Source organism: Azospirillum argentinense (assembly GCF_000632475.1).
GTDB classification, from domain to species: Bacteria; Pseudomonadota; Alphaproteobacteria; order Azospirillales; family Azospirillaceae; genus Azospirillum; species Azospirillum baldaniorum.
This window is the reverse complement of record NZ_CP007794.1, coordinates 756897-773831: the sequence shown is the minus strand read 5'-3', so window position 1 is coordinate 773831 and position 16935 is coordinate 756897. Positions and strand designations below refer to the sequence as shown.

The 16935-nt window shown below is 67.3% G+C and carries 18 protein-coding genes; 12 read left to right on the top strand and 6 right to left on the bottom strand.

Going from position 1 to position 16935, the window contains the following annotated elements; all coding sequences use genetic code 11:
* Positions 1 to 12 precede the first annotated feature (12 nt).
* The gene (locus ABAZ39_RS17670) at positions 13 to 1017 is read left to right on the top strand and encodes an ABC transporter ATP-binding protein (protein WP_040134195.1); all 1005 of its coding nucleotides are present in this window, start codon (positions 13 to 15) and stop codon (positions 1015 to 1017) included.
* Positions 1017 to 2021: a peptide ABC transporter ATP-binding protein gene (locus ABAZ39_RS17665; RefSeq protein ID WP_051658215.1), complete on the top strand. Its 1005-nt coding sequence runs from the start codon at positions 1017 to 1019 to the stop codon at positions 2019 to 2021. Before ABAZ39_RS17670 ends, ABAZ39_RS17665 begins: the two co-directional genes overlap by 1 nt.
* 61 nt (positions 2022 to 2082) lie before the next feature.
* Here the strand turns inward: ABAZ39_RS17665 and ABAZ39_RS17660 are convergent, their stop codons facing one another.
* A complete protein-coding gene (locus tag ABAZ39_RS17660; RefSeq protein ID WP_040134194.1) occupies positions 2083 to 2634 on the bottom strand; it encodes a hypothetical protein in 552 nt (183 codons plus the stop codon).
* Positions 2635 to 2678: 44 nt separating this feature from the next.
* Complete coding sequence (locus ABAZ39_RS17655) at positions 2679 to 3812, bottom strand: hypothetical protein (protein WP_144243581.1); 1134 nt, start codon at positions 3810 to 3812, stop codon at positions 2679 to 2681.
* Positions 3813 to 3926: 114 nt separating this feature from the next.
* On the opposite strand from ABAZ39_RS17655, the gene ABAZ39_RS17650 reads away from it, so the two are divergent.
* From ABAZ39_RS17650 to ABAZ39_RS17625, 6 genes are all read left to right on the top strand, one after another.
* The gene (locus ABAZ39_RS17650; RefSeq protein WP_040134192.1) at positions 3927 to 4337 is read left to right on the top strand and encodes a bacteriohemerythrin; all 411 of its coding nucleotides are present in this window, start codon (positions 3927 to 3929) and stop codon (positions 4335 to 4337) included.
* A 502-nt stretch (positions 4338 to 4839) separates the two neighbouring features.
* Complete coding sequence (locus ABAZ39_RS17645; protein WP_040134191.1) at positions 4840 to 5493, top strand: MotA/TolQ/ExbB proton channel family protein; 654 nt, start codon at positions 4840 to 4842, stop codon at positions 5491 to 5493.
* Entirely contained in the window at positions 5490 to 6125 is a 636-nt protein-coding gene (locus ABAZ39_RS17640; protein WP_040134190.1) for a DUF2135 domain-containing protein, read from the top strand. The genes ABAZ39_RS17645 and ABAZ39_RS17640 overlap by 4 nt, the downstream gene beginning before the upstream one ends.
* A gap of 22 nt (positions 6126 to 6147) precedes the next feature.
* Positions 6148 to 6684 (top strand): hypothetical protein, encoded by a 537-nt coding sequence (locus ABAZ39_RS17635; protein WP_040134189.1) that lies wholly within the window; start codon positions 6148 to 6150, stop codon positions 6682 to 6684.
* A gap of 124 nt (positions 6685 to 6808) precedes the next feature.
* Complete coding sequence (locus ABAZ39_RS17630) at positions 6809 to 7297, top strand: YajQ family cyclic di-GMP-binding protein (RefSeq protein ID WP_040134188.1); 489 nt, start codon at positions 6809 to 6811, stop codon at positions 7295 to 7297.
* Between the two features lie 191 nt (positions 7298 to 7488).
* Positions 7489 to 7944, top strand: coding sequence for a hypothetical protein (locus ABAZ39_RS17625; protein ID WP_051658214.1), 456 nt, complete (start codon positions 7489 to 7491; stop codon positions 7942 to 7944).
* A 47-nt stretch (positions 7945 to 7991) separates the two neighbouring features.
* On the opposite strand, the gene ABAZ39_RS17620 is transcribed toward ABAZ39_RS17625, so the two are convergent.
* The gene (locus ABAZ39_RS17620; RefSeq protein ID WP_040134187.1) at positions 7992 to 9002 is read right to left on the bottom strand and encodes a M23 family metallopeptidase; all 1011 of its coding nucleotides are present in this window, start codon (positions 9000 to 9002) and stop codon (positions 7992 to 7994) included.
* Between the two features lie 103 nt (positions 9003 to 9105).
* The gene (locus tag ABAZ39_RS17615; protein ID WP_040134186.1) at positions 9106 to 9480 is read right to left on the bottom strand and encodes a response regulator; all 375 of its coding nucleotides are present in this window, start codon (positions 9478 to 9480) and stop codon (positions 9106 to 9108) included.
* Between the two features lie 250 nt (positions 9481 to 9730).
* Here ABAZ39_RS17615 and rpoH point away from each other — a divergent pair, with 250 nt between their 5' ends.
* Positions 9731 to 10606 carry an RNA polymerase sigma factor RpoH gene (gene rpoH / locus ABAZ39_RS17610; protein WP_040134185.1) on the top strand — a complete coding sequence of 292 codons (876 nt, stop codon included), beginning with the start codon at positions 9731 to 9733 and terminating at the stop codon, positions 10604 to 10606.
* 401 nt (positions 10607 to 11007) lie between these two features.
* A complete protein-coding gene (locus ABAZ39_RS17605; RefSeq protein WP_247881713.1) occupies positions 11008 to 13041 on the top strand; it encodes a putative bifunctional diguanylate cyclase/phosphodiesterase in 2034 nt (677 codons plus the stop codon).
* A 28-nt stretch (positions 13042 to 13069) separates the two neighbouring features.
* Here the strand turns inward: ABAZ39_RS17605 and ABAZ39_RS17600 are convergent, their stop codons facing one another.
* Positions 13070 to 14959: a potassium/proton antiporter gene (locus ABAZ39_RS17600; RefSeq protein ID WP_040134183.1), complete on the bottom strand. Its 1890-nt coding sequence runs from the start codon at positions 14957 to 14959 to the stop codon at positions 13070 to 13072.
* A gap of 190 nt (positions 14960 to 15149) precedes the next feature.
* On the opposite strand from ABAZ39_RS17600, the gene ABAZ39_RS17595 reads away from it, so the two are divergent.
* Positions 15150 to 15986, top strand: coding sequence for a porin (locus ABAZ39_RS17595; RefSeq protein ID WP_081863124.1), 837 nt, complete (start codon positions 15150 to 15152; stop codon positions 15984 to 15986).
* 139 nt (positions 15987 to 16125) lie between these two features.
* Entirely contained in the window at positions 16126 to 16305 is a 180-nt protein-coding gene (locus ABAZ39_RS17590) for a hypothetical protein (RefSeq protein ID WP_014198692.1), read from the top strand.
* A gap of 77 nt (positions 16306 to 16382) precedes the next feature.
* Here ABAZ39_RS17590 and ABAZ39_RS17585 read toward each other — a convergent pair whose 3' ends face one another.
* A complete protein-coding gene (locus ABAZ39_RS17585) occupies positions 16383 to 16913 on the bottom strand; it encodes a GNAT family N-acetyltransferase (protein ID WP_040134181.1) in 531 nt (176 codons plus the stop codon).
* Between the last annotated feature and the right edge of the window lie 22 nt (positions 16914 to 16935).

Here is a 16935-nt window from a genome sequence, read left to right as displayed (position 1 = left end):
TCCTGGGCTGCCATGCCTCTTCTCGATATCAAGAACCTGTCCGTCGAGTTCACCACGCGCGCCGGCACCTTCCGCGCCGTGGACGGGATCGACCTCACCGTGGACGAGGGCGAGGTGGTGGGCATCGTCGGCGAGTCCGGGTCCGGCAAGTCCGTGACCTCGCTCGCCGTGATGGGCCTGCTCGGCTCCAACGGCACGGTGGTCGCCGACCGCATGCAGTTCGGCGGCAAGGACCTGCTGGCTATGAGCCCGTCGCAGCGCCGGAAGATCACCGGCAAGGACGTGGCCATGGTCTTCCAGGAGCCGATGACCAGCCTGAACCCCTGCTTCACCGTCGGTTTCCAGATCATGGAGACGCTGAAGGTGCATGAGGGGCTGTCCGGCAAGGCGCTGCGCAACCGCGCCATCGAACTGCTGGAGCAGGTTGGCATCCCGGCCCCGGAAAGCCGCCTGTCGGCCTTCCCGCACCAGCTCTCCGGCGGCATGAACCAGCGCGTGATGATCGCCATCGCCATCGCCTGCAACCCGCGCCTGCTGGTCGCGGACGAGCCGACGACGGCGCTCGACGTGACCATCCAGAAGCAGATCCTCGACCTGCTGGTCCGCCTCCAGAAGGAGCGGGGCATGGCGCTGATCCTGATCACCCACGACATGGGCGTGGTGGCGGAGACGGCGCAGCGGGTGGTCGTCATGTACGCCGGGCAGGTCGCCGAGACGCGTCCGGTGGACGCTTTGTTCAAGGCGCCGCGCCATCCCTACACCGGCGCGCTGCTCGACGCGCTGCCGGAGCGGGCGCTGGGCAAGCGCCGGCTGCCGACCATCCCCGGCGTGGTGCCGGGCATCGGCGACCGGCCGCAGGGCTGCCTGTTCAACCCGCGCTGCCGCTTCGCCACCGACCGCTGCCGCATCGAGCGGCCGGCCCTGTTCGACGTGGACGCCGGCAAGGCGCGCTGCTTCTATCCGCTATCCGACAATTTGAGTCCCGACGCTCCGGTCGGCGCCGGGGAGGTTCTGTGATGACCGACATCCTCACCGACGTCATGCCGGCCACCGGTCCGGTGGTTCTGGAAGCCATCCACCTGCGCAAGCACTATGCGGTGAAGCGCGGCGCCTTCAAGCCGGCGGCCACCGTCAAGGCGCTGGACGGCGTGTCCTTCCAGCTCGAAGCCGGGAAGACGCTGGCGGTGGTCGGTGAGTCCGGCTGCGGCAAGTCGACGCTGGCGCGCTCCGTCACGATGATCGAGCCGCCGTCCTCGGGCCAGCTTCTCTACGACGGTCGCGACGTGGTTGGGCGCACCGCCGCGGAGATGAAGGAGCTGCGGCGCACCGTCCAGATGGTGTTCCAGAACCCCTATGGATCGCTGAATCCCCGCAAGACCGTGGGCTCGATCCTGTCGGAGCCGCTGGTCATCAACACCCCGATGGGCAAGCAGGAGCGCCGGGAGCGGGCCGTCGCCATGATGGCGAAGGTCGGTCTGCGCCCTGATCAGGTGGACCGCTACCCGCACATGTTCTCCGGCGGTCAGCGCCAGCGCATCGCCATCGCCCGTGCGTTGATGCTGAACCCGCGGGTGGTCGTGGCGGACGAGCCGGTGTCGGCGCTCGACGTGTCGATCCAGGCGCAGGTGCTGAACCTGATGATGGATCTTCAGGAGGAGCTGAACCTCGCCTACCTGTTCATCTCCCACGACCTCAGCGTGGTCCGGCACATCGCCGACGCGGTGATGGTGATGTATCTCGGCCGACCGGTGGAGCATGGGCCGAAGGACGTGGTCTACAGCCGGCCGCGCCACCCCTACACCCGCATCCTGATGGCCGCCACGCCGCGGGTGAACCCGGCGCTGCGGGCGGAGCGGGTGATCCCGAAGGGCGAGCTGCCCTCGCCGCTGAACCCGCCGCCGGGCTGCCCGTTCCACAAGCGCTGTCCCCACGCCACGGAACGCTGCGCGGCGGAGGTGCCCGCCCTGCGTCCGGTGGACGAGCGGCTGGTCGCCTGCCACTTTGCCGAGGAGATGGCATAGGGCAGGGCGTCGGCGATCGGATGAATCCAGTCCGATGCCGGGCGTGAAGCCCGGCATCGGCCTATTGGATCTTTTTGAAGATATTGCAGAGTTGGAGTGCTGTGTTGCCGTTCAGGGCCGTCCGGTAGGACGAGTATCCCCAGAGAACATGCGACGCGATTTCCCCGAGCCAATCCTCCAAGCCATCCACCAACCCCTCGGTAAGCTCCTGATACTTGTTGCGGACGGCGACGGTGAAGGCGCGATCCTGGGTGATGAAGGTGTTGGCTTGGTTGCCGAACACCATCACGTAGCTTCCAACATTCATGAGGGCGTCGTTCCACTCGTCCACCACCGCAAATCCGTAAGGCGACACGGACATCGTGAGATCGATCCGATCGTTTCCAATCGCTTGAATGGTGTCTTGTCGGGCAGTGAAGTACTCGACCTCCGCCGGACCTTGGACGTTCTGAACATCGCCGACAAGGCAGTTGAGAGCTGCCTGGAGCGCGAGGGTGGCTTCGGATTGGTCGAGTGGATCGAAATTGATCAGGCGGGTGACGCCGCACCGATCGAAATCGCTCGCGAAGAGTGGAATGTAGCCCGCGGCGATGTTCAGAACTGTTCTCGGCATGATACGGCCTTTCGTATGGACGGGCTGACGACGGCGCGGATGGATCAGGGCAGCGCAAGCGCCGGAAAGACGTGGAGGTCCCCGGCGCCCCGCGCGAAGATGTCGGCTACGCGGACGCCGACGGCGTTCACGGGCAGGATTTCAGCAGGGACGGCCACGACCGGAGGCAGCGTCACCGCCTGCGCGTCGCATCCCCAGCCCAGCCCGTCGCAGTGCAGGACGAGGCCGCCGGGTTTCACGGCAATGTTCAGCGGGTCGACTTCCGCACCGCAAGAGGGGATGAGCTGGACATCGATGGGCGCGAGGTTTCGGGACTTGCGCAGCCTGCCGACCAGATGATCCAGGCAAATTTCAAATCCGAAGATCAGCCCGTCCAGGGTGAAGACCGACGAGCCGTCGTAATTGCGGCGCTGGCTTTCGCTTCGGGTCGTGTTGGACGGAGCCAGATGCTTGACCCGCTCAAGGGCGATGCCGCCGTCCTTCATGGTTCCAGCCCGGATGAAGTCGATTCCGGACTTTTTTTCCTTGAGCACGGCGAAGGCGGTCCGCTGCCCCAGTTCCTTGTCGTTGCCGAAGCCGCCCTTTTGGATCAGGCTGTAATTGTAAGCCTCCGTGTCCGGTGGGAAAAGCTTGGCGATCAATTGCGCTAGCAAGCTCGTCCCGATGACCTGCTCCGACTTGCCGACGATGGTGCCAAAGACGAACAGCCAGTTCTTCCATTTGGCGTCGGCGACCAGAGCGTGCAGCTTGTCGACGAGGGTCTGCACATCGTCCATCTCGTAGGCGCCGGTTTTTCCCCGAAAGAAGAACTCCGGCATCATGAATATCTTCAGGGTCTCGTCGGACGTGTCGATCTGCGTCGAGGCGCGGGCGGCGTCGATCGCACAGCCGACCAGCTTCACGCGCTCCGCGATGTCGTCCTCCGGCTTGTCCAGGCCGAGGTAGCGCTGCTTCGCCGTCGTCCTGACGCTTTTGCCGAACAACGACGTCACGAACTCGCGCTCGATGACGACGTCGGGGCCGGTGAAGATGAGGTGGGCGACGAACTGAACCTTTTTGTAGGGCATTCTTCCGTGTCCTGTGCTCCGGGTGGACAGGCGAGGCGGCGCGCCTCTTGACATGCAGGACGCACGGAACGCGAGGTTGTGAGGGCAAATCGGAGCGTCGCGTCTCGTCACGGGGCTCACCGGGCGTTGAACCGCCGTGCGGAAAGGGATACCCTCGCGCCGGCCGTGGTCATTGCCCGCGCCGTTGGGGGGAAACGAGGTCCGTTTGGGAAGGAAATTGGCGCAATGCCGCTGATGGTGTGGAACGACAAGCTGAGCGTCGGGATCGCGCAGTTCGACGAGGAGCACAAGCAACTGGTCGCCCTGGTCAACGAGCTGTTCGACGCCGTCCACGCGGGGCGCAGCAAGGAGGCGCTGGGCGGCATCCTCGACAGCCTCGTCGCCTACACCAAGTCGCACTTCACCCATGAGGAGGAGCATTTCGCCCGCCTCGGCTACCCGGACCGCGACGCCCACAAGGCGGAACACGACGCGCTGGCCAATCAGGTGCTGGAGGTGCAGCGCAAATACCACGCCGGCGCCACCGCCACGCTGAGCATGGAGGTGATGAACTTCCTGAAGAACTGGCTGATCAAGCACATCCAGGGTACCGACAAGAAGTACGGCCCCTTCCTGAAGGAAAAGGGCGTGGCGTAAAGGGCCATTTCCCGAAGGACGGCCGTGGCCGCGCCCGTCTTCCGGTGAGCGGGCAGGGCGGGCCGCAAAACACCTGAAGACCGGCCCGATCGCCGGCACCGGTCGACGGGACGGAACGTTCCTGACCGTTCGCTTTTTCTCTCCGATGGTGGGGGTTTCCCCCAAGGGCGTCGCGCGTCGACCCGGCACAGCCGTCGCCGGGTGTCGGGAACTCTTGGCCGGGGCCGGGGTTCATGACGTGACGGATGACTCCTGAATGGCTCCGTCATCGCGCAATTCCGGCGAAGGTGCGCCGATGAACCGATGGCCGAAACGGAGCCGTCCCGCCACCAGCGCCCAGGACAACCGCGCTGGCGCCGCCGGCGCGTGCCGCCGCCAATCCGTCCCCCGCTCTCCTGATCCCGCCACCGCCGCCCGGCTGCCCGAGGCGCCGCCGTTACGCGCCATCGCCGCCTGAACATGACGATCCGGAGACACACGCAACCGTCACAGGGTCAAAACCATGGAAGAACAGTGGCTCCTCAAGGCGAAATTCGTTGCCTTCAACCTGACCATTTCGGCGTTCGTTTTCGTCCTCTATGTGCAGGGGTGGCTGGACCGGGTCTTGACCGGGCACATCGCCGTGGCGACCGCGATCATCGGGATCGTGTTCGTGGTCGGCTTGGTGATGTCGGCCTACCGGGTGTGGAAGATCGGGGGTGAGCTGGACCGGGCCAAGCTCGGCGGCGGGCGGCTGATGAAGGTCGAAAGCGAGCGCGCCCTGGAAATCCGCCTGTTCTCGCGGATCTCCCATCTTCAGCACATCGCCAACGCGCTGGGCATGCTCGGCCTGATCGGCACCGCCTGGGGCTTCAGCCTGTTCGCCGCGAACATCACGCCGGACATGGTGGGCAACGCCGCCTCGGCCGGCGCCATGGTGACCACGCTGGCGAGCGGTCTGGGCGTGGCGATCTACGCCACGATGCTCGGCGGCGCTCTGTGCCTGTGGACCACCTGCAACCTGCAGCTTCTGCGCGGGGCCACGGCGTCGCTGTGCGCCCTGATCATGGACGAGGCCCACGCCCGCTCGCGGCTGGCTCCGCGGACGGGGACGCCGGACTTCACCACGCCGCAAACGGCCCCCTACGGCGCCCTGGGCGGTGAGGCCACACCATGAACGACTTCCTGGGCGAGGACCAAACCGGTGTGCTCGTCGCGCGTGACCTGCTGACGCTGCTGCTGTGCGGCTTCGTGGCCTGCGCGGTGCTGGCGGTCCCCTTCATCAACGAGGCCAAGAAGACCGAAGCCAACCAGCAGAACGAGTCCTCCTCGTCCGCGGCGGCGGGGATGGAGCCGCCGGGAAACGTCATCATCGAGGCGCGCTGGGACGACAAGCTGCGCAGCGACGTCGATCTTTGGGTGCAGGCGCCGGGCGATGTGCCGGTCGGCTATTCGAACAAGTCGGGACTGATCTTCAACCTGCTGCGCGACGATCTGGGCGCCTACGCCGATCCCACGGAAATCAATTTCGAAACCTCCTACTCCCGTGGCATTCCTCCGGGCGAGTACACCGTCAACGTGCATATGTTCCGCAACCTGGAGAATGTGTTTCCCATCTGGGTCCGGGTGGTCGCGCGCGTCAAGGCGGAGCATGAATCGGGGGCCGCCACCATCGCCGCCACACGCGTCCGGCTGGACCACGAGGGGCAGGAGATCACAGCCTTCCGCTTCAACCTGAACGAACGAGGTGAGCTTGTGCCGGGGTCCCTGAACGCCGTGTTCAAGCCGCTGCGCTCGGCGAAGAATTGACCCGTCGGATCGAGAGTGCGCCATGGAAAGCCTGACCGTCATCTTCGGCTTCGTCGCCGTCGTCGCCCTGCTGCTCGTCCTGTCGGCCCTGCGCTGGACGCGCAGCCGGATGGCGCGCGTGGTGATCCTGCTGCTGTTCGCCCTGCTGCTGCCGGCGGCCTACGCGGCACCGGCGGCGCTGCTGGGCCGCCCGAAGCCGGTCACGCTGGAATGGATGGGGGCCAACGTGCGAGAGGCGAAGGTGCTGAGCGCCACGCTGGTGGAGAACGAAGCGATCTACCTCACCCTTCTCTGGGAGCAGGCGCCCAACCTCTACCGCCTGCCTTGGGACCGCCGCATGGCGGAGCAGTTGCAGGAGGCCCAGCGCGAGGCCCAGCGCAACGGCACGAACCCGATGATGCGGCTGCCCTTCGAGCGATCCTGGGATGACCGGGAGCCGCGATTCTACGCGCAGCCGCAGCCGAAGATGCCGGACAAGCCCTATGAGAACGCGCCCGGCAACGGCGGGCCGGGCGGCAATCCGGGGATCGAGTTCCAGCACCCGGGCCAGCCGACCTGAGACCCGACGGGCTGAGGGCGCTTGCCGGCCGCTTTCGTCATGGCTTCCGTGCAGGCCCCTTGAAGGCGGGGTGCGGCCTCGTCTACGGTTCCGCGATTCCGTCCGCCTGAGCAAAGAGAGTCCCATGCCGTCCTTCGACATCGTGTCCAAGACCGACATCCACGAAATCGACAACGCGCTGAACGGCATGCGCCGCGAGATCGAGACCCGCTTCGACTTCAAGGGCTCGCGCTGCACCGTGGACCGCACCGAGAACGACATCACCCTTCTGGCCGACGACGCCCCCAAACTGGAACAGATGCAGGAACTGCTGCGGGTCTACGTCACCCGCCGGAAGCTGGACGCCGGCGCCCTGGACTATTCCAAGCCGCCGGAGCGGGCGGCGGGCGATGCGCTGCGTCAGGTCGTCACCGTCAAGCAGGGGATTGCCCAGGACCTCGGCAAGACCATCGTCAAGGCGATCAAGGACGCCAAGATGAAGGTCCAGGTCTCCATCCAGGGCGACGAGCTGCGCGTCACCGGCAAGAAGCGCGACGACCTCCAGGACGCCATCGCCCTGGTGCGCGGGCTGAAGATCGAGCAGCCCCTGCAGTATCTGAACTTCCGGGACTGAGGGCGGACAAGGGCACGCCGCAGGGCCGTTCTTGCCGGGCGAGCGGTCATTCTTGCCGGGTGGGGCGGAAATTTTTGCCGGGCGCGCGGGCGGCGGGGAGGCCGCACCGCCCGCTTCTCCGCCCCTCTCGACGATGGCCCATCCCTTGCTTGCCCTGATCCGGTAGCCGAACGCCGCAGGGTCCACGCGCCATGTCGATACCGGCCAACGCCGACGCTTCCCAGTTGATGCGCATCCGGGCTGAAGAGCTGCTGGAGCGCAAAGGCACGGGTGCGCCCCGGCAGGCGGGGGAACTCGCCGGTCAGTTCGCCGCGATGCTGGAGCAGCTGAACGGCGTCGGCGGCGAGGATGGTGCGTCGGGCCTGATGGCGTCTTCCGCGGCGGGCCCGGTCACCGGAGGCTCGGCGATCGCCCACCGGCTGGGTGTCGGCGCCGTCAGCGTCTTCGCGCAGAGCGGAGGGGATGCGGCGTCCAACGGCCAAAGCGCCGAAGGCCACACCCCCGACATGCCGGCGCCCAACGCCGAGGAGGCCATGCAGGTGGTGCAGAGCGCGCTCCAGGCCGAAAGCGCGCCGAACTTCCGCTGGCTGACCACGCTGCTGACCCAGGGCGTTCCCGACCGCATGAAGACGGGATCGGCCCAGTAACGGCTCAGCCCAGTAACGGCTCAACCCAATAACGGCCGGCTGCCGGCTCAGCGAACCTCCAGCCGGCGTTCCAGCGTGACCACCGTCTTGCCGTCGCGGGTCAGCGTCACGATGCCCTGGTACGGGCCCTTGGGCCATCCCGACGCCGGGCGCTTCAGCCCCTGATAGGCGAACCACGCCGCCTTGTCCCCGGTGATGGCCTTGCTGTTGTCGAACAGGGCCCGGCCGTCGCCGTCGAGGATGCGGATTCGCTGGGTGTCGCCGTCGCGGACGCCCATGATGTCGGACCACAGAACCAGCAGGGGCGAGTCCGGTTTCAGCGTCTCCCCGGCGAACTCGCCGTGGCGGGCCGGTTCGGCTTCCGGAACGCGGCTGGTGGCGAAGCCGGCGCTGAGGCCGGCGGTCGGGCGGTAGGCCAGCGCCTTGGCCGTGGCGGCGTCCCACAGCGGCTTCATGGCCTGGCCGCAGGCGGTGAAGGGTTGCTGGCCGACGAAGGGGTCGACGACCGCGCCGTTGTGGCGCACGCCGAAATGCAGATGGGGGAACTCGGTCAGGCCCGACAGCCCGACGTCTCCCAGCCGTTGCCCGGCCTCTACACGCTGGCCTGGGGTGACCGCGACGCTGCCGCGCTTCATGTGCAGGTAGGCGGTCTGCCAGCCGTCGCCATGCTCGATGATGACGGCGTTGCCGCCCCCGACCTTCATCACCGTGTCGCGACCGATGACGTTGACGTTCACGTCCTCCATGCCGTCGCGCACCCGCAGGACGGTTCCTGCGGCCGCGGCCAGCACGGCGACGCCCTTGTCCATGGCCGTGTAGTCGGGCAGGCGGAAATCCGTGCCGTCATGGCCGTCGTAGCTCAGCCGTCCGCAGGCATGGTCGCGCCAGCCGGGGCCGGGATCCTCATCGACGTAATTCTGGACGAAGCAGGTCTCTCCGATCCGGCAGTCGATCGGCGACCCGAAGGCCGGCGGTGCCGCGGCGGCGGGGCCGGCGAAGGCCAGCGCGCCCATAAGGAGGCTTGCGGAGAAGGCGGTGGCGAGCGCGGCGCGGATCATGCGGGCTTCCCTGGGACGAGGGGCGGGTCGGCCAGGGCAGGGTGAGGGAAGCCCGGCTCCGACGCAATCGTGAGGAAGCCATACGCCGGCCGGCCAGAGCCCATCAGCCGGCGATCAGCACCGCGAGCACTTCGGAGGCGAGGATCGTTGGCTTGATCGGTTTGCGGACCATTCGGGCGACGCCCAGCTTGGTCAGCGCCTGCATGGTCAGTTCCGGCGGCACCCGCTCGTCGATTCCGGACAGGACGATGATCCGCAGGTCCGGGCGCAGGTTCTTGGCCACTTGGATGACCTCGAAGCCGTCATGCTCCGGCATGATGAGGTCGGTGACCAGAAGGTCGAACTCATGGAAGGTCAATGACTCGATGGCCGCCCGCGCGTCGGTGCAGCCGGTCACGGTGTTGCCTTCCTTCTCCAGAATCTTGGTGACGATGCTGAGGGATACCGGGTCGTCATCGACGACAAGGATGTCGGCCATCGGAGTCTGCCCTCACGTGAATTGGTGATTGGGTTCGGGGTTGGCCGATCTGAATAAGGCCGGGGTGGTTTATGCCCCGTTTATGCAGGGGCGGCCATGCGTCCCGGGCACGGCACCCTACACTCGCGCCCGCACGGCGTTGACTTGGCGTTCCGTGCGCGTAAACTGGGGGCGCCTTCACGGAGAAGGCGCCGGTTGCCCAGCACGGGGGCCGGCGGATTGGGTCATATCGCTTTCAAGAGGATGTGACATGAGCACCGCATTGGCACTGACCACGCCCTTTCCCGGCGAGTCGCTGTCCCGCTACATCGAGCAGGTCCACCGCTTCCCCGTTCTGGGCGCGGAGGAGGAGTATGTGTTGGCCACCGCATGGCGCCAGCATGGCGACATGGAGGCGGCCCGCAAGCTGGTGACCAGCCATCTGCGTCTGGTCGTCAAGATCGCCACCGGCTTCCGCGGCTACGGCCTGCCGATGACCGATCTGGTCGGCGAGGGCAACATCGGCCTGATGACCGCCGTCCGCAAATTCGAACCGGACCGCGGCTTCCGCCTGTCCACCTACGCGATGTGGTGGATCAAGGCGTCCATCCAGGAATACATCCTGCGCTCCTGGAGCCTTGTGAAGCTGGGCACCACCGGCGCCCAGAAGAAGCTCTTCTTCGGCCTGTCCCGCCTGAAGCGCAAGCTGGGCGAGTTCGGCAACGGCGACCTGAAGCCGGAAAGCGTGTCCCGGATCGCCCAGGAACTCGACGTGCCGGAAAGCGACGTGGTGGCGGTGAACCGCCGCTTCGTTCAGCCGGTCGCCTCGCTGAACGCGCCGCTCTCCGCCGGGGAGGGGACCGCGGAGATGCAGGACTTCCTGCCCGACGAGCGCCTGAACGCCGAGGACAGCCTGCTGGAGCGTGACGAGGCGATGCACCGCAGCGCCATGCTGCGCGACGCGATGGCGGTGTTGAAGGACCGCGAGCGCGACATCCTGACCGCCCGCCGCCTCAGCCCCTCGCCGAAGACGCTGGAGGATCTGGCCGCCATCTACGGCGTCAGCCGCGAACGCATCCGCCAGATCGAGGAGCGTGCCTTCCAGAAGCTGTCGCAGCGGGTGCGGGAACTCGCCGCAGCGGCTTGAGGGGGCGGCGCGAAGGGAGGCACATTGCCTCCCAATCCTCCCTGGTGTATATCGAAGGGCGTATATCCTGGAGGGTTGGTTCCCGTCCTCGGGGCCGTTCCGCCGGGTGAGACGGGGCGGCGTTCTCCTGCCTGGAGTTGTGGTACGGGGAGTGGTGGATGCAACAGATGTTGTGATTTCGCCGCAATTTGTTGGAAAATGCTCCGCAAGCCGTCATAATGACAACTCGGTTTCTATGCACCCCTGGGTATCGGGCCTCGTCTCGATCATCCGGGGCGCCTTGGTGAGCGGGTACGGTTTTGTCCAACGTGTCTCCGGCAGAGCATCAGGGGCCTGACAGCCCGCCCACCCCGGCAATGCCGACCACATCGGCGTTTCTGGCATCGCTGGCTGACAGCCTCATGCATCAGGCCTCCTTCGCGTTGGTCTACGCCGACGCCGGGCGGTGCTGCCTGTTCGCCAATTCCGCCTTCGCCATCGCCTTGCGGACGTCACCCGAAGCTTTGGCAGGGCGGTCCCTGGCCGAGTTCGACCATCCGCTGGCGCGCGCGGTCGTGCAGGCGCTGGACCGCTCCGGCCAGACCGGAGAGGCCGCCCCGGTGGATTGCGAGGTCGAACGGGCGGACGGCGGGCGCGGCGTGCTGACCGGCTGCGTCCTTCCCCACCGCACCGGGGACGGGGGCCAAGGCTTCCTGGGGCTGTTTCAGGACGTGACCGATCCGGCCCGCATCGCCGATTTCGTCCTGCGCCGCGATCCCTTCGTGACCACGCTGCTCGACGCGGCGGTGGACGGGGTGGTCGTGGCGGACCGCCATGGGATCATCCGCACGGTCAACCGGTCCTGCCGCGACCTGTTCGGCTATGACGAGGAGGAGTTGATCGGGCGGAACGTCTCCGTCCTGATGCCGTCGCCTTTTTCCCGCGATCACGACAAGTACATCGGCAGCTATCTGGAGACGGAACGCGCCAAGATCATCGGCATCGGGCGCGACGCGCTCGGCCGCCGCAAGGACGGCGCGGTGTTCCCGATCCATCTCAGCGTCGGGCAGGCCCAGCTGGCGCGCGAGGTCGTGTTCGTCGGCATCATCCGCGACATCTCCGAACGGCTGGCGGCGGAGCAGCGGGCGACCTATCTCGCCCGGCACGACCCGCTGACCGGCGTTCTGACCCGCACCGCCTTCCTAGAGGAGTGCGAGGCCGTGCTCGCCGCGCCCTTTCCCGGTCAGGAAGGGGGTCTGTTTGCGCTCTACGCGCTCGACGTCGATCAGTTCAGCGACATCAACGAGGCGTTCGGCTTCCATGTCGGCGACGCCGCGCTGAAGGCGATGGTCAGCCGCGTGACCGAGGTGCTGCCGCAGCAGACCTACGTCTGCCGCATCGCCGCCGACGAATTCGCCGCCCTGTCCCGCGTGGAGAGCGCGGAGCAGGCGGAGACGATGGCCGATCTGCTGCACGACCGGCTGACCGCCTCCATCTACGCCGACCGCCATTGGGTGCGGCTGCGCCTGTCCATCGGCGCCGCGGTGCAGGACGCCGATATCCGCACGCTGGAGGAGCTGAACGCCAAGGCCAAGCTGGCGCTTCAGGCGGCCCAGCACAACGGCGGCAACACCGTCTGCTTCTACACGCCGGAGATGGCCGCGGCGGCGACCCGGCGCATGTTCCTGACCATGCATCTCGCCCATGCCATCGAGCGGAACGAGCTGCACATGGCCTACCAACCCATCGTGGAGGCCCGCTCCGGCCGGATCGTGGGGGCGGAGGCGCTGCTGCGCTGGAACCAGCACACGCTGGGTCCGGTCTCCCCCGGCGAGTTCATTCCGGTCGCCGAGGAAAGCGGCCTGATCGTCCCCATCACCGACTGGGTGCTGACCGCGGTCGTCGAGCAGATGGCCGTGTGGGCGGAGGCGGGTACCCTGCCCAACCAGATCTTCATCAACATCTCCGGCCCGCAGTTTCTGCGCGGCAACCTCAGCTCCCGTCTCGAGGATCTGCTGGGCTGCCATCCGGAGTTGCGCGGACGGCTGGGGCTGGAGATCACCGAGCAGGCGGCGGTGCGCGATCTGAAGGCCGCCGTGCAGACCCTGACGGAGTTGGAGGCCATTGACGTCCAGGTGGCTATCGACGATTTCGGGTCGGGCTATTCGTCGCTCAGCTATGTGCAGCAGCTTCCGGTGTCGAAGCTGAAAATCGACCGCGCCTTCATGGAAGACATCCCGGACAACCTGAAGAACGGGGCGCTGGTCCGCGCCGCGGTCGGCATGGCGCACGGCCTCGGCCTCGTCACGGTGGCCGAAGGGGTCGAGACGGAGGAGCAGCGGGACTTCCTGGTCTCCGTTGGCTGCGACCTCCTGCAAGGCTACTTGTTCGGCCGCCCGGCCGCCCCGGATGCCTTCGCGGCGATGGTCCGCGCCCAGCAGCCCGCGATGGCCTGAGCGTCCGGCGGAAGAGGCCGGACGGGTTTCACCCTTCCAGCCGTTCCGGCTCCTTTCCGGCCAAGGCGGGCGCCTCGATGGCGCGGGCGGGCAGGCGCTCGCGGCGGGTTTCCCGACGCTGCCAACGGCGGAAGGAGCGTTTCGACCACCAGGACAGGATCGTCTGCCAAAGCCGTTCCGGCCCCTGGAACAGCGGCACGCGGGGCTTGTCCAACGCCGACGGCTCCAGCGCGAGGCCGACCGAGGTGATCTGCCCGTCCTGCATGTCGCGGACGATCAACTCCACCCCGCCCATCCGCATCCGATCGCCCAGTTCGCAGGCGCCGCCGAACTCGTTGCGCAGCAGGTCGCGCAGCGACCGCTGGGCGTTGGCCAGCGACAGGGGCAGGCCGTACATCTCGGCGATCTGCTCCACGGTTGCGTCGGGGTTCAGCGCCAGATCGCCGTAGAAGGCTCGGTCGTCCTGATCCAGCGGCCGGCTCTCGGCGAACAGCTTGTCGATCAGCGGCAGTTGGCTGGGCGGGGTGAACAGGTAGACCATGTCCCCGGCCTGGAGCGTCCGCGCCTTGTGCAGCGGCACCACGCGCCCGTCGCGGATGACCAGGGAGGGGCGGGCGAAGCGTGGCGTGCGCTGGCCGCGGGCGGCGGGGCTCTTGGGATGGACGGTGTAGGCGACCATCTCCTGGTCGGCCCCGCCGGGCAGTTCCAACTCGAACCGTTCGACCGGGCCGCGCCGCGGCGGGACGATCAGCTTCAGCCAGCGCGCCATCGGGCCGATCGTCCAGCCCTGCACCGCCAGCGACACGATCACCACCAGGAAGGCCGTGTTGAAGATCACCTGACCGCCCGGCAACTGGCCCAGGATCGGCACCAGCGCCAGCAGCATCGACACCGCGCCGCGCAACCCGACCCAGGCCATGAAGGTCTTCTCGTTGGCCGAGAAGCGGAAGGGCAGCAGGCACAACCACACCGCCAGTGGCCGCGCCAGCAGGATCAGCAGGACGGCCAGGGCCAGGGCGGGCAGGGCGATCGCTCCGAAGTCGTGCGGGGTGGCGAACAGGCCCAGCATGACGAACATGACGATCTGGCTGAGCCAGGTCAGGCCCGAATGGAACTGGCGTAGGCCCAGCGCCCCGCGCAGCTTGACGTTGCCGGCGACGAGGCCAGCGGCATAGACCGCCAGGAAGCCGCTGCCCCCCAGCTCGTTCGTACCGGCGAACAGGAACAGGGCGAAGGCCAGGGTGACCACCGGGTTGAGGCCGGGGTCGAGACGGGCCTTGTTGATGAAGGCGGCCAGCCCGGCCCCGCCCAGCACGCCCAGAACCGCCCCGCCGGCGATCTGCTTGACCAGGAAGCCAGCCAGCTCCAGCGGCGTTCCCCAGCCGTGCAGCGCCGCCTCCACCAGCATCGCGGTCAGCAGGATGGCCGTCGGGTCGTTGCTGCCGGACTCGATCTCCAGCGTCGAGCGCACGCGGTCGCGGATGGTGATGCCGCCGACCCGCAGCAGGAAGAACACCGCCGCCGCGTCGGTGGAACTGACCGCCGCGCCGACCAGGAAGGATTCAATCCAGGGCAGGCCCAGCAGAAAATGCGCGGCGACGCCGATGACCGCGGAGGTGATGGCGACCCCGAAGGTGGCGAGGCTGAGCGCCGGCCAGGCGGCGGCGCGGTAGCTCGACAGCTTGGTGTCCAGGCCGCTTTCGAAGAGGATCACGGCGAGCGCGATGGAGCCGATCAAAAAGGCGCTGTCCGCGTCGTTGAAGCTGATGCCTCCGATGCCGTCGATCCCGGCGAACAGCCCGACGCCCAGGAAGATCAGCAGCAGCGGTGTGCCGATCCGCAGCGCCAGATAGCTGGTCAGGATGCTGACGATCAGCAGCGACGACCCGATCAGGATGATGGTGCTCGCTGTCTCCATAGTCCTCGCGCCGGGAAGGGAGTGATGCCGCCTTTGCGGTCATCCGATTTTGGCAATTCTTGGGCGCGAGTGCAACGCAGCGGCCAAAATTTCCCAATGTTCCTAAAATAATACAGAAATGTCTCCCGCAATGCAGCATTGCGGCGGGCTACAATCCTTCCGGGTTAATGCAACGGGCGAGGGGCATTTCATGTTTCGTACACGGCGTATTCCGACACCACCCCTCGCAGCCCTGATCCTTGTCCTGTCCTCCGCCACGGCGACGGCGGGAGCCTTGCCGGACCTGGACCGCACGGCGGCGGGCGGCGGTGCCACGCCGATCCGGTTCGACAAGAAGGCGATCGATCTCGGCGGTTGGGGCGCCCTGGAGGTCGGCCAGACGGAAAGCGCGTCGCGCCGGATGGTGGTGACCACGCCGGTGCGCGACCAATGGTTCTCCGACCCGGTTTTCATGAACGACGGCGCCTTCGGCGGGCCGGACGCGCGGGCGACTTATTATTCGCCGCGCCTGCACGGCTTCAACATCGGCCTCGGCTACACCCCTGTCCGCACGGAACTGGGCGCGGCCGATCCGCTCGCCCGCCATGTGGTGGAAGGCGTGGTGCGGCACGACGGCCGGCTGGGCAAGGCCCGGCTGCGCATCACCGCGGGGGCGGGCAAGGCCGCTGTCGCCAAGGACCGCGGCACGCCCCGCCGGTCCTGGGTGGTCGGCGGGCAGGTCACGCTGCCCGGCGTCACGGTCGGTGCCGGCTATCGCGAGCAGTCACCCGACGACGGCGCGGCGCGGCGGACGCTCAACGCCGGCCTTTATCTGGAGCAGGGCACGCCGGTTCGGGGCTGGACGGTGATGGGGCGGCTGGCCCACAGCCAGGTCGGCGCCGAGGCGCCGCAGGAGGCTTGGTCCACGGGCCTGCGGTTCCGCATGTCGCCGAAGGTCAGCGTCACCGCCGATCTGGGCACCATGACCTACAGCGGAGACCCGTCCGACAGCACGATGCTGCGCGTCGGAACCCGCGTTCTGTTCTGAAACGGTGCCCGAACGGGCCTGGTATCCCTCTTTCGTCCTTATCCAAGGGTGGATTCCCGACGGAATCGCGATGTCGTGGAAGCAAATCGCCCTCTCGCCTGTTTATAGGGGCGAGAAGCACCACAAGGAGGGTTTGGATATGTCTCGTTTGCGCCTGATCGGGACCGCCATTGCGCTGTTGACGCTCGCGGCCTGTTCGACCGGCGGGGTGGTTGGCGGCACGGCTGGCGCCGCGGGCGGCTACGCGGTGGACGGCAAGCGTGGCGCCATCATCGGTGGCCTGGGCGGCGCCGCGCTGGGCACGGCTCTGGATCGCTGACCGGACGCAACGGGTACATCCGTTGCCGATTGCGACAAGCGCGTCGCGCCGACCGGGCGCGGCGCGCTTTCGTTTTTTCAGGCGCGCCATTCCTTGCGCAGGATGGCGTACTGCATCGTGTTCTCGAAGACGGGATGTCCGTCGCCATCCGTCTTGAAGGATATGAATTCCACGAACAGCCCTTCCTTCCTCATGCCAAGCCGTTCGCACAGGCGCTGCGACGCGACGTTGGTCTCCTCGACATAGGCGTAGAGGCGGCGGGCCTGCTTCACCGTGAACAGATGGTCGAAGAGGGCGCGCGCGGCCTCCGCGGCGTATCCGGCCCCGGCAAAATCCGCGTTGAAGTTCCAGCCGACGGTGTGGGTGTCCGGCGGTTCGGGCACCTGGAACACGTCGCCGATCACCCGGCCGGTGCTGCGCAGGCACACGGCGATGTGCTCGTCGCTTCGGCTGCGCGTTTCCACCTCGGCGGCGGCCGCGTCGAGGTCGTCCAGCTTGAGCGAGAGGAAGCAGCTTGCCCGGGGGTGACGCAGATAGGCGAACAGGTCGGGCGCATCCCCCTCCCGGAAGGGCCTCAGGATCAGGCGGTCGGTGGTGATGGGGTCCATGCGTCGTCTCAGCGGAAGGGGC

Bases quoted from the DNA above. Each gene is read 5' to 3' on its own strand.
- ABAZ39_RS17670 (WP_040134195.1), top strand. From the start codon at position 13: ATGCCTCTTCTCGATATCAAGAACCTGTCCGTCGAGTTCACCACGCGC.
- ABAZ39_RS17665 (WP_051658215.1), top strand. From the start codon at position 1,017: ATGACCGACATCCTCACCGACGTCATGCCGGCCACCGGTCCGGTGGTT.
- ABAZ39_RS17660 (WP_040134194.1), bottom strand. From the start codon at position 2,634: ATGCCGAGAACAGTTCTGAACATCGCCGCGGGCTACATTCCACTCTTC.
- ABAZ39_RS17650 (WP_040134192.1), top strand. From the start codon at position 3,927: ATGCCGCTGATGGTGTGGAACGACAAGCTGAGCGTCGGGATCGCGCAG.
- ABAZ39_RS17645 (WP_040134191.1), top strand. From the start codon at position 4,840: ATGGAAGAACAGTGGCTCCTCAAGGCGAAATTCGTTGCCTTCAACCTG.
- ABAZ39_RS17640 (WP_040134190.1), top strand. From the start codon at position 5,490: ATGAACGACTTCCTGGGCGAGGACCAAACCGGTGTGCTCGTCGCGCGT.
- ABAZ39_RS17635 (WP_040134189.1), top strand. From the start codon at position 6,148: ATGGAAAGCCTGACCGTCATCTTCGGCTTCGTCGCCGTCGTCGCCCTG.
- ABAZ39_RS17630 (WP_040134188.1), top strand. From the start codon at position 6,809: ATGCCGTCCTTCGACATCGTGTCCAAGACCGACATCCACGAAATCGAC.
- ABAZ39_RS17625 (WP_051658214.1), top strand. From the start codon at position 7,489: ATGTCGATACCGGCCAACGCCGACGCTTCCCAGTTGATGCGCATCCGG.
- ABAZ39_RS17620 (WP_040134187.1), bottom strand. From the start codon at position 9,002: ATGATCCGCGCCGCGCTCGCCACCGCCTTCTCCGCAAGCCTCCTTATG.
- ABAZ39_RS17615 (WP_040134186.1), bottom strand. From the start codon at position 9,480: ATGGCCGACATCCTTGTCGTCGATGACGACCCGGTATCCCTCAGCATC.
- rpoH (WP_040134185.1), top strand. From the start codon at position 9,731: ATGAGCACCGCATTGGCACTGACCACGCCCTTTCCCGGCGAGTCGCTG.
- ABAZ39_RS17605 (WP_247881713.1), top strand. From the start codon at position 11,008: ATGCATCAGGCCTCCTTCGCGTTGGTCTACGCCGACGCCGGGCGGTGC.
- ABAZ39_RS17600 (WP_040134183.1), bottom strand. From the start codon at position 14,959: ATGGAGACAGCGAGCACCATCATCCTGATCGGGTCGTCGCTGCTGATC.
- ABAZ39_RS17595 (WP_081863124.1), top strand. From the start codon at position 15,150: ATGTTTCGTACACGGCGTATTCCGACACCACCCCTCGCAGCCCTGATC.
- ABAZ39_RS17590 (WP_014198692.1), top strand. From the start codon at position 16,126: ATGTCTCGTTTGCGCCTGATCGGGACCGCCATTGCGCTGTTGACGCTC.
- ABAZ39_RS17585 (WP_040134181.1), bottom strand. From the start codon at position 16,913: ATGGACCCCATCACCACCGACCGCCTGATCCTGAGGCCCTTCCGGGAG.